This is a genomic window from Nonomuraea sp. NPDC050394, assembly GCF_044459065.1.
In the GTDB taxonomy this organism is placed as follows: Bacteria; Actinomycetota; Actinomycetes; order Streptosporangiales; family Streptosporangiaceae; genus Nonomuraea.
In genome coordinates this window covers 98,468-113,071 of sequence record NZ_JBITIO010000012.1, presented here as the reverse complement: position 1 = coordinate 113,071, position 14,604 = coordinate 98,468, and the positions used below count along the sequence as shown (strand labels likewise).

At 72.5% G+C, this 14,604-nt stretch carries 16 protein-coding genes; 9 read left to right on the top strand and 7 right to left on the bottom strand.

The window, feature by feature from the left end:
- Window positions 1-5: 5 nt before the first annotated feature.
- From aztD to aztB, 4 genes are read right to left on the bottom strand one after another with little or no spacing between them, the layout of a single operon-like run.
- Entirely contained in the window at window positions 6-1,139 is a 1,134-nt protein-coding gene (aztD, locus tag ACIBKY_RS37725) for a zinc metallochaperone AztD (protein ID WP_397104488.1), read from the bottom strand.
- A 14-nt stretch (window positions 1,140-1,153) separates the two neighbouring features.
- Entirely contained in the window at window positions 1,154-2,029 is an 876-nt protein-coding gene (gene aztC / locus ACIBKY_RS37720; RefSeq protein WP_397104486.1) for a zinc ABC transporter substrate-binding protein AztC, read from the bottom strand.
- Window positions 2,026-3,132, bottom strand: a complete 1,107-nt coding sequence (locus tag ACIBKY_RS37715; RefSeq protein ID WP_397104919.1) for a hypothetical protein — start codon at window positions 3,130-3,132, stop codon at window positions 2,026-2,028. The genes aztC and ACIBKY_RS37715 overlap by 4 nt, the downstream gene beginning before the upstream one ends.
- On the bottom strand, window positions 3,132-3,959 hold the full coding sequence (gene aztB / locus ACIBKY_RS37710; protein WP_397104484.1) for a zinc ABC transporter permease AztB: 828 nt from the start codon (window positions 3,957-3,959) through the stop codon (window positions 3,132-3,134). The genes ACIBKY_RS37715 and aztB overlap by 1 nt, the downstream gene beginning before the upstream one ends.
- 53 nt (window positions 3,960-4,012) lie before the next feature.
- Here aztB and aztA point away from each other — a divergent pair, with 53 nt between their 5' ends.
- Window positions 4,013-4,732, top strand: a complete 720-nt coding sequence (gene aztA / locus ACIBKY_RS37705; RefSeq protein WP_397104482.1) for a zinc ABC transporter ATP-binding protein AztA — start codon at window positions 4,013-4,015, stop codon at window positions 4,730-4,732.
- On the opposite strand, the gene ACIBKY_RS37700 is transcribed toward aztA, so the two are convergent.
- The 3 genes from ACIBKY_RS37700 to ACIBKY_RS37690 all read right to left on the bottom strand — a co-directional run bounded on the left by ACIBKY_RS37700 (window position 4,725) and on the right by ACIBKY_RS37690 (window position 7,127).
- A complete protein-coding gene (locus tag ACIBKY_RS37700; protein ID WP_397104480.1) occupies window positions 4,725-4,874 on the bottom strand; it encodes a hypothetical protein in 150 nt (49 codons plus the stop codon). The genes aztA and ACIBKY_RS37700 overlap by 8 nt on opposite strands.
- A gap of 95 nt (window positions 4,875-4,969) precedes the next feature.
- Window positions 4,970-5,587 carry a fasciclin domain-containing protein gene (locus ACIBKY_RS37695; protein ID WP_397104478.1) on the bottom strand — a complete coding sequence of 206 codons (618 nt, stop codon included), beginning with the start codon at window positions 5,585-5,587 and terminating at the stop codon, window positions 4,970-4,972.
- Between the two features lie 49 nt (window positions 5,588-5,636).
- Window positions 5,637-7,127, bottom strand: coding sequence for a molybdopterin-dependent oxidoreductase (locus tag ACIBKY_RS37690; protein ID WP_397104476.1), 1,491 nt, complete (start codon window positions 7,125-7,127; stop codon window positions 5,637-5,639).
- An 82-nt stretch (window positions 7,128-7,209) separates the two neighbouring features.
- Here ACIBKY_RS37690 and sigK point away from each other — a divergent pair, with 82 nt between their 5' ends.
- From sigK to ACIBKY_RS37650, 8 genes are all read left to right on the top strand, one after another.
- Window positions 7,210-7,815: an ECF RNA polymerase sigma factor SigK gene (gene sigK, locus ACIBKY_RS37685; RefSeq protein ID WP_397104474.1), complete on the top strand. Its 606-nt coding sequence runs from the start codon at window positions 7,210-7,212 to the stop codon at window positions 7,813-7,815.
- Window positions 7,812-8,531, top strand: a complete 720-nt coding sequence (locus ACIBKY_RS37680) for an anti-sigma factor domain-containing protein (protein WP_397104472.1) — start codon at window positions 7,812-7,814, stop codon at window positions 8,529-8,531. The genes sigK and ACIBKY_RS37680 overlap by 4 nt, the downstream gene beginning before the upstream one ends.
- A 38-nt stretch (window positions 8,532-8,569) precedes the next feature.
- Window positions 8,570-9,163: a TetR/AcrR family transcriptional regulator gene (locus ACIBKY_RS37675; protein ID WP_397104470.1), complete on the top strand. Its 594-nt coding sequence runs from the start codon at window positions 8,570-8,572 to the stop codon at window positions 9,161-9,163.
- A 79-nt stretch (window positions 9,164-9,242) separates the two neighbouring features.
- Complete coding sequence (locus ACIBKY_RS37670; protein WP_397104468.1) at window positions 9,243-10,379, top strand: aromatic ring-hydroxylating dioxygenase subunit alpha; 1,137 nt, start codon at window positions 9,243-9,245, stop codon at window positions 10,377-10,379.
- Window positions 10,376-11,143, top strand: coding sequence for an alpha/beta fold hydrolase (locus tag ACIBKY_RS37665; protein WP_397104466.1), 768 nt, complete (start codon window positions 10,376-10,378; stop codon window positions 11,141-11,143). Before ACIBKY_RS37670 ends, ACIBKY_RS37665 begins: the two co-directional genes overlap by 4 nt.
- 76 nt (window positions 11,144-11,219) lie before the next feature.
- On the top strand, window positions 11,220-12,449 hold the full coding sequence (locus ACIBKY_RS37660) for an MFS transporter (protein WP_397104465.1): 1,230 nt from the start codon (window positions 11,220-11,222) through the stop codon (window positions 12,447-12,449).
- A 15-nt stretch (window positions 12,450-12,464) separates the two neighbouring features.
- Window positions 12,465-13,427 (top strand): LLM class flavin-dependent oxidoreductase, encoded by a 963-nt coding sequence (locus tag ACIBKY_RS37655; RefSeq protein WP_397104464.1) that lies wholly within the window; start codon window positions 12,465-12,467, stop codon window positions 13,425-13,427.
- Window positions 13,424-14,602 (top strand): cytochrome P450, encoded by a 1,179-nt coding sequence (locus ACIBKY_RS37650; protein WP_397104462.1) that lies wholly within the window; start codon window positions 13,424-13,426, stop codon window positions 14,600-14,602. The genes ACIBKY_RS37655 and ACIBKY_RS37650 overlap by 4 nt, the downstream gene beginning before the upstream one ends.
- The last annotated feature ends 2 nt before the right edge of the window (window positions 14,603-14,604 follow it).

The window sequence follows — 14,604 nt, the reverse complement described above, 5'->3', positions numbered from 1 at the left end:
GAGGATCAGGTTCCGTGGGTGATGCCGCTGAGCTCGTTGGGGGTGTTCGGGAGGGACGCGGTCTTGAGGATCTTGCCTGAGGCGAGGTCGATCGCGTGGAGTTGCTTCTTCGCCGGGTCACTGACGTAGACGGTCCGGGCGCGGACGAAGATGTTCGGGCGGGGCTGCTGCCAGTCCACGGGCTCGGTCCAGGTGCCGAGGACCGGGATGGTCCTGACGACCTTGGCCGCCACCGGGTCGATGACGTGGATCTTGCCGTCGGTGCCGAGGACGAGGGCTTCGCCCTGTGGGCCGCGGGCCAGGGAGCGGAAGGTGTAGCTGACGCCGAGCTCCACGAGCCGCAGCTTGCCGGTATCGGTGTCGATGAGGGAGACGCGTGTGGGACGTTCCAGTTCGGCGTCCGGGTCGGTCTTGTAGTCGCCGAGGACGACGGGCGATGCGCCGGTGCCCGACTGGTTGCCGATTCTGCCGTACGGGTCCGGGCTCGCGACCTTGGTGATCTTGCCGTTCTTGTAGAGGAGGACGCCGTTCTCGCAGCCGATAACGACGGCTTCGTCCTTGGCCGTGGCCTCGCCGTGTACGCCGGGGCACTGCTCGCTGCGGGCGCGTTCCTTCCTGTCCTTGTCCAGGACGACGATGCCGCGGCGTTCCTCCTCTGTGCCGAGGGTGACGACGAGTTCTCCGTTCTCGAGCTTGATGGCCACGCCGTGGTGGGGGGCGGCCGCGGTGTAGACCTCGCCCTTGGGCAGGCCCTCGCCGAGCCGCGCGGGGTCGAAGAGGGTGACCTCGCCGCTGCCGTCGGCGAACAGGACCGTCGTGCCGCCGTGCCTGACCACGTGCCCCGGCTTGGCGGCCTTGAACTCGTCGTTCTTGAGCGCCGGTGAGACGGCGTCGAGCACGCGGAAGCCGGTGGCGGTCGAGACGAGCATGTGGCGGTCGTCTCCGGCGGGGTTGACCCGGTTGTATCCGGTCAGCGGGATGTCCTTGGCCAGGCGGAGGGTCTTGCCGTCGAGGACGTACAGGCCTCCGGCGTAGGTGGCGACGAGCGGTTCGGCGACCGGCGGCGGGGCCGCCGCCTCCGAGGTCGTGCCGCAGGCGGTCAGGAGGAGGCCGGCGGCGATGAGGATCGGCAACCGCATGGTGAGGACACCTTTCATTGGAGGGATGTGACGATGGCCGTGGTGTTGGTGCGCATCATGTCCAGGTAGGTCGCGGCGCCCGGTTCGCGCCGGCTGAGCGACTCGGAGAACAAGGTGACGACGCGGACGTCCAGGCGGGTCTCCGAGGCCAGGACCTGGGCCAGGCGGTCGGGATGGGAGGAGTCGGCGAAGATCGCCTTGACCTTGGTGCGTCTGATGGCGTCCGCGAGCGACTTCAGGTCGGAGGCGCTCGGGGAGGCGAGCGTGGTGCCGCTGGGGATCACCGCCCCGACGACGGCGAAGCCGTGCCTTTTGGCGAAATATCCGAAGACGTGGTGGTTTGTCACCAACTTGCGGTTGCCGGTGGGGATGGCGGCGATCTGGGTGGCCATCCAGTCGTCCAGTTCCGAGACGCGGCCGCGGTAGGCGGCCGCGTTCGCGCGGACCCGGGCGGCGTCGATGCCGTCGACCTCCGCGATGACGCGCTCGGTGATCAGGTCGACGGCCTTGGCGACCTGCCGCGGATCGGTCCAGAAGTGCGGGTCGGCGTCCGCGTCACCGATCACGCCATCGCCGACGGCGAGGGTGGGCACGGCGGCTTCGCGGGCCGCCCGGACGTTGCGCAGCACGCCTTCTTCCAGTCCGAGGCCGTTGTAGACGACGAGGTCGGCCCGTTCCAGCCGGGCGGCCTGCTGGGCGGAGATGCCGAAGGAGTGCGGGTCGGAGTCCGGCTTCATCAGCACGGTCACCTCGGCCTCGTCGCCGACGATGTTGCGGGTGATGTCGCCGAGGATGTTCGTGGTGACGACGATGCCCGTGCCGGTCCCGGTCCCCGCCGCGCAGCCCGCCAGAAGGACGATCGCCAGGAGGGCGGCGGCGATGCGGCTCATCGGCCGATCTCCGTCATGTACCGCGGCGCGAAGCCGAGCCTGAACGTCCGCGCCCGTCTGAGCCCGTCGTTGTAGTCGATCTCGTGGACGGCCTCGCGCGCGGGATCGTTGACGTAGGCGCGGGCCGTGTCCACCTCGATGACCGGATTCTCCGGTACGGCGAGCAGCTTCGTGCGCGCCGTCCGCTTCCCCGAGACGGGATCGTGGGACTGGAGCGTTCCGTCCTCGGTCAGCGACAGGACGGGCAGGCCGTCACCGGCCGCGTTCACCGCGAGCACGCCCTTGCCCTTGATCAGCTTCCAGGTCGAGCGGGTCACGTCGAGCACCCAGATGCCCTGGTCACCGGCCATGGCGGCGAGCGTGGTGCTGCCGGGCCGGTGATGGAACTCCGTCGCCCGCGTGCCGCGTACCGGATAGCCGATCTTCCTCCCCGCGAGGTTCTCGTCGACGACCAGCGCGCCGTCGGCGCAGCCGACGACGACGCCGCGCCGGGTCACGGCGGCGCCTTCCGGCTCCCGGCATCCTTCGCCGATCGTGCGGACCTGCGCGCCGGTCCTGGTCTTCACCTGTACGGCGTCGCCGTCGGCCACGAGCAGATGCCCCGCGTAGGGGACGACGGGACCATCCGCCGAGAGCCCGCCGATCTGGGCGATGTCCCCCTTGTCCAGGCGGGCCCGGTCGAGCAGCCTGACCGTGCCGTCCCCGAATCGCACGGCCGTGACGGCCGCGTCGCCGAACGCCTCGTGCGGCCCCGGTCCGGCGACATCGCCGAGGTCGCGAACGGCCGACTTGTAGTAGTGCACGTGGTCGCCGTGATCGACCATCCACGCGCCACCGTCCACGATCTTCAGCGCGCGGCCGGACAGGAACGCGCGCCGTCCGTCGCCGGTGACCCCCGTGACGTCCCCGGCCTCGCCCGCGGCCGACACCTTCCCGGTGAGCAGGTCAAGGACGTGCGCCTTCGCGCCATCGGCCAGGACGAGCCGGTACTGCGGCTCGGCGGTCTCCTCCGCCCCCGGCACGTAGCCGTGGGGAGCGGCGTTCCCGGTGGGCTCGGCGGCGCATCCGGCCAGGACCAGAAGCCCCGCGAGGGCGATCTTCATCACTGCGTGCGATTCCTTCCGGCAACTCCGCGACCGATGGCGGAGACGAAGAACAGAGCCACGGCGACGGCCGCGATCGTGGCCCCCGCGGCCGTCCCGGCGTGCCACGACACCACCAGCCCCAACGCGGTCGAGACGACACCCAGCACCGCGGCACCCAACATGATCATCGGGATGCGGTTCGCCCACAGCGCCGCCGCCGCGGGCGGCGCCACCAGCAGGCCGAAGACGAGCAGGGTCCCGACGATGTGGAAGGACGCGACGATCGCCAGCGTGAGCAGGGCGAGCAGCAGCACGTGGGCCAGGCGTGGCCGCATGCCCAGCGTGTGCGCCTTTCGCGCGTCGAAGGCCAGCGCGACGAAGAGCCGATGACCCAGCAGCGCGATCACCGCGCAGACGCCGAGCGCGACGGCCAGATAGGCCAGGTCCCGCGGCCGCACACCGAGGACGTCTCCGAAGAGGAACGCGGTCAGATCCACCGCGAACGACTCCGAGTGCGACACCACGATCACGCCGAGCGCCAGCATCCCGGCGAACAGCAGGCCGATGCCCGTGTCCTGCGACAGCTTCGGCGACCTGCCGATCGCGCTCACGCCGAGCGCCATCGCCCCGGCGCTCACCAAGGCTCCCACCAGGAGATTGACCCCGATCAGCGAGGCGACCGCGACTCCCAGCAGCATCCCGTGCGACATCGCGTCGCCCAGGAAGGCCATGCCGCGCAGCACCACCCACGTCCCCGCCAGGGCGCAGATGAGGGAAACAAGGATCCCGCCGATGAGGGCATGCCACACAAACGACACCTGAAACGGATCTAGCCACCAATCCATGGCAAAGCACTCTACAATGAAAACCATTATCAAGTTCAACTCGGAGGTGTCCGGTGACCGTCGTGATCAGTGGTCTCAGCGCGGGGTACGGCAGGCGGACGGTCCTGCACGGCCTCGACGCCCGCTTCCCGGGGCCGGGCGTCACCGCCGTGGTGGGGCCGAACGGTTCCGGCAAGTCGACGCTGCTGGCCGTACTGGCCGGAGTCGTCAGGCCGCTGTCGGGAACGGTGTCGCGGGACGGCGGCAGGCGTCCCGGCTACGTGGTTCAGCGCAGCGAGGCGTCCGACACCCTGCCCATCACGGTCCGGCAGACGGTGGCCATGGGCCGGTGGGCGCGTCGTGGCGCGTGGCGGCCGCTGTCACGGCGGGACTGGGCGGTGGTCGACGCATGCATGGCCCGGCTGGGGATCCAGGAACTGGCGGGTCGCCGGCTGGGCGCGCTGTCGGGCGGGCAGAGGCAGCGCGCGCTCCTGGCTCAGGGGCTGGCACAGGAGCCCGATCTCCTGCTGCTCGACGAGCCCGCGACAGGGCTTGACGCGGAGGCCCGGCAGCACATCTCCGGCGTACTCGACGAGGTGCGCGCCGGCGGAACCACGGTGATCCATGCCACCCACGACCTGCGCATGGCGAGGCGCGCGGACCACTGCCTCCTGCTCGACCGGGGACGTCTTGCCGCGGAGGGAACACCGGGCGAGATCCTGACCGCGCAGCTCCTGGGCCCGCTGTCCGCACCTCAGCAGGACCCGGCCCCCGAGGAGTCCGGCGTCATCTGAAGGCGGGCCCACCACATCCGGCCGTCGAACAGATCGCCGAAGCACCGCCCGGCCGGCCCGCTTCGCCGATCGCCGTGCCGAGCACGTAGGCGATCAGCGTGTTCAGCGCATCGAAGAGGTCACCGCCGAGCACCTGGACCACCGGTCACCTTCCAGGCAACCGGAGGACCGGCTCTTCGCGTGAGAGGGCCACGCCTGGCGCCGCCCGGCGTGGCCCTCCCACAGGCCGACCCGCGTCTACTTGGGCATGAGGACCTTGTCGATGATGTAGACGGTGGCGTTGGCGGTGGGAACGTTGCCGCAGACGACCTTGGCGTCGTTGACCGTGTAGGTCTCGTCCGAGCCCTTGGTCATCAGCTTGCCGCCCTGCAAGGTGGCGAGCTCGGCGCCGGCGAGGTCGGCCGGCGCGTTCTTCCCGGCCACGACGTGGTAGGTGAGGATCTTGGTCAGGGTCTCCTTGTCGGCCAGGACCTTGTCCAGGGTGGCCTTCGGGATGGCGGCGAAGGCGTCGTTGGTGGGCGCGAAGACGGTGATGTCCTTGGCCGAATTGAGGGTGTCGACCAGGCCCGCCTTCTTGACCGCCGTGACCAGCGTGGACAGGACCGGGTTGTTCGAGGCCGCGGTGGCGACCGGGTCGTCGGCCATGCCGGTGAAACTGCCCTCCCCATCAGCCGGTACGGCCGAGCAGGCCGCGCCGAACGGCCCGTCGGCCATGGCGGAGCTGGTGGCCGGGGCGGGCTGGGTGGTGGCCATGGTGGCGGCGGGCGCGCCGGGCGCGGCCGCATCGGTGGCGCCGCAGCCGGTGGCCACGATCAGGGCGGTGGCCGAGGCGGCGAGGATGCCGGAGTACTTCATGGGGTTCATCTCCTGGGTGAAAGGACTTGTTGCGGTGAGGGGCAGGCGGTCACACGACGGTGACCACGATCGAGTGCCGGCCCGTGGCGCCGTCCGGGAAGGGCGGGACCCGGGAGGGCGGCTGGGTGCGGCCGGTGGTGTCGGTCGCGCGGACCTGGAGGGTGTGGGTGCCTGGGGCCGCCTGCCAGGTCCAGCTCCACTGGACCCAGGTGTCGGCGCTGGGCGTGGCGGCCAGCCGTACCCGCTGCCAGGGGTTCTCGCCGACGCGGACCTCGACGGCGGCGACGCCGCGGTGCTGGGCCCAGGCGACGCCGGCCACCGTCACCGGGCCCGCGCGGAGGGTGGCGAGCGGGACGGGTACGTCGATCCTGGAGGCGGTCTTGATCGGCGCGTCGGTGGCCCAGCCGCGCTCGGTCCAGTAGGCCCGCCGCCGGTCGTAGCGGGTCAGGTGCAGCTCCACCACCCATTTGGTGGCGGAGACGTAGCCGTACAGGCCGGGAACGACGAGGCGGGCGGGGTGGCCGCGCTCGGCCGGGAGCGGCTCGCCGTTCATGCCGACGGCCAGCATGGCGTCGCGGCCGTCCAGGATCGCGGCGAGCGGGGTGCCCGCGGTCCATCCGTCGGCCGAGCGGCTGAGCAACTGGTCGGCGCCGGCCGGGATGCCGGCCTCGCGCAGCAGGGTGGCGAGCGGCAGGCCCAGCCAGCGGGCATGGCCCGCGTAGGGGCCGCCGACCTCGTTGGAGACGCAGGTGAGGGTGATGTCGCGTTCGATCAGTCCTCGCCCGAGGACGTCCGCCATGGTGAGCTCGATCGTCGATGTGCCGAGCACGCGCAGGGTCCAGGTGGCGGCGTCGAGCCGGGGGACGGACAGGGCGGTGTCGACGCGGTAGAAGCCGGCCTTCGGCGTGGTGAAGGGGGTCAGCCCGGGGATGCGCAGATCGGTCCCGGGTGGCAGAGGCCCGGCGGGGCTCGCGGGTCTGGGCAGGGTGAAACGGGCACGGAGCGGTTCGGCGGGCAGCAGGCGCGTGGCCAGCCCGCCCAGGCTCGCCAGCGCGACCACGCCGAGCCCTGCCCGGAGGACTCGCCGCCGTCCCGCCGTCTCCCCGGCCGCCGGGCGGGTCAGCGCGGTGAGGGTGAACGTCCCGGCCAGGACCGCGGCCAGGGCGGGCAGCAGATCCGTCGCGACCATCGCGGGCCGGGTCGCCGCCGCGAGCGCGCCCAGGACGCCGAGTGCGGCGACGGCCGTCACCGCGAGGCCGCGCCGGTGGGCGGCCAGGATGCCCAGTCCCGCCGAGATGGCCATCAGGACCAGCAGGATGCCGCCCACCAGCACGGCCTTGTCCGCGGTCCCGAACGTGCGTACCGCGAACTCCTTGACCGGCGCCGGCGCCAGATCGATCGCGGCCGACCCGATCGTCACCACCGGCGAGCTCTGCCCGCCGGTGAAGCGCGCGACGAGCTCCGCGACCGCCAGTGCGGCGGCCACGCTCAGCAGCCCGGCGCGAGCTGCGCGGATGACGTGGCGTTGTTCTCGTCTCACGGCGGGTATTCGGAGCCGGCCACCGACCGGCTTGGTCGGGCACCGCCCAATCCGTGAACGGCGCCGCTCCGAATACAGGGACGTGACCAACAGCCGCGAGCGGAACGACCCCGATCAGCACCGCACAGGTCCCGGGACGGCACCCACGGTGCAGGAACTGCTGCGCCAGAGCGGCCGAGGTGACCGTGACGCCTTCGCCCGGCTCTATGACCAGGTCGCGGGCGTGCTGTACGGGCTCGTGCTCCGCGTCGTACGCGATCGCGGCCAGAGCGAGGAGGTCGTGCAGGAGGTGCTGCTGGAGATCTGGCGGCAGGCTCCCCGATACGACGGCTCACGCGGCGGCGCGATGGCGTGGATGACGACCATCGCCCACCGGCGCGCGGTCGACCGGGTCCGCTCCGCCCAGGCAGGAGCCGACCGTGAGGCCGCGGCGGGACGGCGCGAGGCGGCCGGAGGCGACTACGACACCGTCGCCGAGGCGGTCGAGGACCGGCTCGAACGCGAGCGGGTACGGCGCTGCCTCGACGGCCTGACCGACCTGCAGCACCAGGCCGTGACGCTGGCCTTCTACGGCGGCCATTCCTACCCCGAGGTGGCCCAGTTGCTGGCCACTCCACTCGGCACGATCAAGACACGCATGCGCGACGGGCTCATCCGGCTGCGCGACTGCCTGGGGGTGGCGACGTGAAGGAGAACACCCACACGCTGTCGGGCGCCTACGCGCTCAACGCGCTGCCCGCCGAGCAGGCCCGCGAGTTCGAACGCCATCTGGCCCGCTGCCCCGGCTGCGCCGAGGAGACCCGGGGGCTGTGCGAGACGACGGCCCGGATGGCCGCGGCCGTCCGGCACGAGCCTCCGTCCGCTCTCAAGGCCCGGGTGCTGGAGGAGATCGGCGCCGTCCGCCAAGCCGCTCCGATCGTCCCCGCCGCGGTGGGCCGGCCCGGCCGCCCGCACGCGCGGCTGCTCGCCGGACGGGCCGCCGCCGCGCTCCTGGTGGCGGCCGCGCTGGTGCTGGGAGTGCTGCTCGTACGCACCAACGGCCTGCTGACCGGGGAACGCGCCCAGGCCGACCGGATCGCGGCCCTGCTGGCCGCACCCGACGCCCGCCCGGTGTCCACCCGCGTCGGCGCCGCGACCGTCACGGCGATCTACTCCCCCGCCAGGGCGTCGGTGGTGCTCGTCACGGCGGGCATGCCCGCGCCGCCGCCCGCCCACGACTACCAGGTGTGGCTCATCGGCCCGGACGCGATCAGGCCGGCGGGACTGATGCCCCGGCGTCCCGTGCCGGTGCTGGCCGGACCGGTCCACGCGGGGGACAAACTGGGCATCACCCTGGAACCCCGGGGCGGCTCCCGGCAGCCCACCACACCACCACTGACCGTGATCGCCCTCGGGACCGGATGAGGGTCGACAGAATAAAAATATTGCCATACACTTATTTCATGCCGAGAGTCGCCGATCACGCACAGCGCCGCCGCCAGGTGGTGGAGGCCACGATGCGGGTCATCGCGGCCCGGGGGATGGAAGGGCCCACGGTGGCCGAGGTCGCCGCGGAGGCCGGGGTCTCCGTCGGGCTGGTGCGGCGCTATTTCCCGGCGAAGGACGAGATGCTGCTGCTGACCTTCGAGTTCCTCGGCGCGCGCCTGGTGGAGCGGCTCCAGAACGTCTGGGAGGCGGGCGGCCCGGTCAAGGACCGCCTGCGCCGCTGCCTGCTCGAACTGCTTCCGCTGGACGACGAGCGCATCGCGGAGATCAGGATCTACCAGGTCTACTGCGGCAGGGCGGTGGGCAACCCGGCCCTGCGCAGGGTGCAGGCCGCGCTGTACTCCACGGCCCGCGCCGACCTGGCGGCGGCCATCGCCCAGGCGCGGGCCGAGGGCGAGATCCCGGCCGGCAGGGATCCGGGCGAGGAGGCGGCGGCGCTCTGGGCGCTGGTCGACGGGCTCGCGCTGCACGGGTGCGCCGATCCCGGCGGTCTGCCGCCGGCCATGGCCGAGCGCCTGATCGACCGGCAGCTGGACCGCCTGTTCGGCTGAGGTCCAGTCCCATGAGTTGTTTTTGAACATACGTCCAGTAATAGAAATTGTCCAGGCGTACAAGAAAGAGGTGAAGGCAGTGACGGAGACAGCGACGCAGCTCCTCCCGCCGAGTGCGTACTTCAACGCCGACTGGTACGAACGGGAGCAACTGCAGCTCTTCAGCCGCACCTGGCGCTACGCCGGCACCACCGACGACCTCAAGGCGCCGGGTTCCTATCGGTCGATCCAGGTGGGGCGGCACCCGCTGGTCGTGGTGCGCGGCAAGGACGGTGAGCTGCGCGCCTTCCACAACGTGTGCCGTCACCGCGGCACCGCCGTCCTGTCCGGCAGCGGGGTGGCGGACAAGCGGATCGTCTGCCCCTACCACAACTGGACCTATGGGCTCGACGGCTGCCTGCTGGCCGTCACCCAGCGCAATGAGGTCGACCCTCACCTCGACCGTTCCAAGCTCGGCCTGCACCCGGCCTCCGTGGCGATCTGGCGCGGGCTGGTGTTCGTCCACCCGGATCCCGAACCGGAGCCGCTGACCGACTGGCTGGCCGACCTGCCCGACCGCATGCCGCCCTACGACCCGCTCCAGCTCGCCGAGGTGGTCGCCCCGCAGCAGTTCCACATCAAGGCCAACTGGAAGGTGTTCATGGAGAACGCCCTGGACAACTACCACCTGGGCTACGTACACAAGGACACGCTCGTCGGCTACGACCACAAACGCCAGGAACAGTACGCCTGCGGGGACCGGCACTGGTTCTTCTACGAGCCGCCGCTGAAACCGGGCCGGTTGACGCCCATGGAGGCCCAGGCGGGCCTCAAGCCGATCGCCGCCGAACCCCGCTGGTACGGCTCCGCGTTCGGCCTGTTCTTCCCCAACCTGTTCGTCCTGTCCTCGGCCGTCTGGTGGTCGAGCATCGAGGTGATCCCCACCGGCCCCGAGACCACCACGTTCGAGATGCGCACCCGTTTCCTGCCCGGCCAGAAAGGCAGGCTCGCCATGGCGGCGCTGAAGGCGGCCGTGGACGGCCTGACCAGGCGGATCCTGCGCAAGGAGCGTACCTACGACCTGATCGAGGAGGACGTGTTCTGCTGCGAGGCCGTGCAGGTGGGCATCAGGTCGCCGCGCTTCTCCGTCGGCCCGATCGCCTACCGCTACGAGCGCGGCATTCAGGCCTTCCAGCGCAACGTCCTCGACTACGTGCCGCTGGAGACGGGGCGGTGATCGTCACGGTGCCCGGCGGCCGGCTGGCCGTCGTGGTACGGCGGGGCGGCACCGCCACGCCCGCGCTGTTCCTGCACGGGCTCAACAGCTCGGCCGACGTGTGGACCGCCGTGTCCGGCCTGCTGCCACGCGACCGCGCCCTGGCCGCCATGGACCTGCGGGGGCACGGCGGCTCCACCCACGAGGGTTCCTTCGAGGTCGAGCGCCAGACGGCCGACGTGCTCGCCGTCATCAACCGGCTCGGCTGGCCGAGGGCCCACCTCGTCGGCTCCTCGTACGGCGGCGGCCTCGCCCTGGCCGTGGCCGCCGCACACCCCGGCAGGGCCGCCACGGTCACGATGTTCGGCACCGCGCTGGACCCCGCTCCCGAGACCGTGAAACCGGCCCTGGACCTGCTGGCCGGCGCCGGGGTCACGGGCTTCTTCGCCGCGATCGCCCCCGAGTGGACCTTCGCCCCCGGCGCCGATCCCGGCTTGGTGGCCGAGGCCAACCGGGTGGCCGCCGCCAACTCTCCGGCAACCGTCGCCCGGCTGCTGGAAGCGGGGTTCACCGCCGACTTCCGGCCGGCGGCGGCCGGGGTGGGCTGCCCCGTTCTCGTGGCGCGCGGCGAGCACGACAGGACCTGCCCGCACGAGGCCGCCGCGAAGACGGCGGCGGCGCTGGGCACCGGGCAGCACACCGTGCCGGGCGCCGGTCACCTCCCCATGGCCGAGGCGCCCGAACTGACCGCCGCCCTGATCGCGAGCTTCTGGAGCCGGCGATGAGGGACGGCTCCGCGATGGCGCCCGAGCACGCCGTCGAGGGCCGCGTCTTCGCCCGGGACGTAAGGGGCGGACGCTCATGACCACCGCCGAGGTACGCGTGGGCGTGAGCTTCCGGCTGGGCCTCGCCGCCAGTTCCTTCGGCGTGCTGGCGGCGCTGCTCACACCCGCGCAGATCCTGCTGCCGCTGCAGGCCGCCGAGCTGGGCGGCGAGCCCAAGGCGGGCACGCTGGCGCTGGTCTCCTCCTTCGGCGGCCTGGCCGGCATCGTCGCCGCCCCGCTGGTCGGCATGGCCTCCGACCGCACCCGATCCCGGTACGGCAGGCGCCGTGCCTGGGCGCTGGCCGGCGCGGCGACCGGGGCCCTCGGGCTGGCCGCTCTGGCCGCGGCGACCAGCGTCCCGGCGCTGATCCTGGCCTTCGGCGTGCTCCAGGTCGGTATCGGTGGCGTGATCGCCAGCTCGCTCGCCCTCGTCTCCGACCAGGTGCCGCGCGGGCAGCGGGGCGAGATCTCCGCGGTGTTCGGCGTGGCCGGCGCCGTCTCCCCCGTCTTCGGCGCCTGGGTGTTCAGCCTGCTGGGTGGCGACGTGCCCGGTGCCTACCTGGTGCTCGGCGTACTGATGCTGGGCGGCGGACTTCTGCTGCTGGTCACCGTCCGCGAGCCGTCCAGCAGCTCGGAGGCGGTCCGCCCGTGGGACTGGCAGGAGTGGCTGGCCGGTGTCCGGCTCAGCCCGCGCCGGGACCCCGACCTCGGCTGGATGTGGCTGACCCGGTTCCTGGTCTTCCTCGGGCTGGCGCTCTCGCTCGGCTTCGGCCTCTACTGGGTGCAGGACGTGCTCGGTCCCGGCGCCGGACCGGCCGTGGTGGCCGAGTACATAGCCGTCTCCACGTCCGTGTACTCCCTGATGGCCGTGGTCTCCGGGGTGGTCGCCGGCATCGTCTCCGACCGGCTGATGCGCAGGAAGGCGTTCGTCGTCGGCGCCGGGCTCGTGCTCAGCGTGTGCTCGGTGGCCAACCTGGCCTGGCCGACGTGGACGGGCGTCCTCGTCGTCGCCGCCGTCACCGGGCTGGCCTTCGGCGTCTACTCGACCATGGACCTCGCCGTCGCCGCCGACGTCCTTCCCCGCGCCGGCGAGCGCGCCCGCCACCTGGGCGTGCTGCAGAGCGCCAACACCTTTCCCAGCCTGGCGGGACCGGCACTCGGCGCCGTGATGTTGTCCGGCGCCGGATTCACCGGCCTCTACGCCGCCGCCGCGCTGTGCATGGCCGGCGCCGCCTTCACCGTCACCCGGATCACCGCGATCCGCTAGCCGAAGGAGTACACCATGCGATTGAGCCTCAGCTTCAGCGGGTTCGGGCCGCTGCCGCCCACGCTGCGCGCGGCCGCCGCCGCGGAGGCGGCCGGGCTGGACGGCGTGTGGATGTGCGAGCACCTCGGCTTCACCGACGCCGTGGTGCCCGCGGCCGCGGTGCTCGCCCGCACCGGCCGCCTTGAGGTGGGCCTGACCGGGCCCGCTCCGATCGCCCGGCATCCCGCTCTGCTGGCGATGGAGCTGGCCTCGCTGGCCGCACTCGCCCCGGGACGTGTCCGGGTCCAGGTCGGACTCGGCGACGCCCTGCTGGCGGGCATGCTCGGCGGCGACCACCGCCGGGGTCTGCGCGTCGCCGGAGAGCTGGTCGGCGTGCTGCGGCGGCTGCTGGCCGGGGAGAGCGTCGACGGGGAGCTGGCCGGGCACCGCTTCGCCGGCTGCGCCATCGCCGCGCCGCCGGTGGCGCCCGTCATCGACCTGCTCGCCGTCCGGCCGCGCATGCTGGATCTGGCGGGGCGGGTCGCCGACGGCGTCTCGCTGACCGCCGGGGCCTCGCTGGACTACCTGGCCGCCTCCGTCTCCTCGGTGGTCAAGACGCTGGCCGAGGCCGGGCGCGAGCGGGCGGACTTCCGGATCTCGGCCACCGTGCTCGGCTCGATCGGCCCCGACGAGGAGAGCGCCGCGGCGATGCTCACGCCGATCCTGGCGGGGTTCGGCCCGTCCGGGTTCGGGGTGAGCGCGCCCGGCCTGTTCGACCCCGCCGCGCTGGCCGACGCCCAGGCGGGGCGGGTGCCGATGGCCGAACTGCTGACCACCGCCGCCGTGACCGAGCTGGCGCTGGTCGCCACGCCGGGCACGCTCCCCGCTGCGCTGGCCCGGCTGGCCGCGACCGGGATCGACGAGGTCGCGCTCGGCCTGGTCAACCCGCCCGACCAGCTGCCCGGCCTGGTGGAGTCACTCGGAAGGGCCAGGCCATGACCTACACCATCGAGGAACTGATCGTCCCCGACCCCCATCCGCTCTACCGGGAGCTGCGTGAGCGCGCGCCGGTTCATCGGGTGCGCGAGGGCCTCTGGCTGGTCAGCCGGTACGCGGACGTGCGGGCCTTGCTGCTCGACCCGCGCGCCACCAGCGATCCGGCGGCCCGGCCGGACTACCGGGAGTGGGCCCGCCGGCACCTCGACGGGGTGGACGGGCCGGTGGCCCGCTGGCAGCGCTCGATGTTCGTCTTCATGGACGACCCCGAGCACCGGCGGCTGCGGCAGTTGTTCCAGCGGGCGTTCACGCCCGCCTCCGTGCACGCGCTGCGGCCCCGGCTGGAGGCGAAGGCGGCCGAGCTGGTGAAGGCGGCCGGTACCTGCCTGGAGGTGGTGTCGGAGTTCGCCCTGCCGCTGACGACCGCGCTCATCGGCGAGCTGCTCGGCGTGCCGGAGGAGGACCGCGCCGCCTGCGTGCGCAGGTCCGAGACCACCGGGCGCACGCTGGCGCCGGTCGTGCCGCCCGAGGCTCTGGAGGCGGCCGCGCGGTCGCTGGCCGAGTCGACCGGATACTTCCTCGACCTGGTCGAGCGGCGCAGGAGAGAGCCACGCGACGATCTGCTGACCGCGCTCACCGCGGTCATGACGCCGCAGGAGGTGGTCTCGACCGCCCTGTTGCTGTTCAACGCCGGGCACGAGACGACCACCGCGCTCATCGCCAACGCCGTGCACGTGCTGCTCGGGCATCCGGGCCAGCTCGGCCTGCTGCGGGCCACGCCGTCGCTGCTGACCGGCGCCGTCGAGGAGGTGCTCAGGTTCGAGCCGTCCTTCCAGTTCGGGCTCAAGGTGACCCGCGCGCCGATCGAGCTGGACGGGGTCACGATCCCGGCCGGGGCCGCGGTCGTCCTGCTGGGCGCGGCGGCCAACCGGGACCCGGCCGTGTTCCCCGACCCGGAACGCTTCCTGATCACCCGTGCGGAGGGCAGGCACCTGGCGTTCGGGATGGGGATGCACCACTGCCTGGGCGCGCCGCTGGCCCGCCTGGAGGCGCAGGTCGCGCTGAACGCGCTCATGACCGCCTGGCCGTCCTTCGAACTCGGCCCCGGCACGCCGGTGCGCGCGACGCCGACCGGCGCGCTGCGCACCTTCGAACGCCTGCCCGTCAGGAGGTCGTGAAC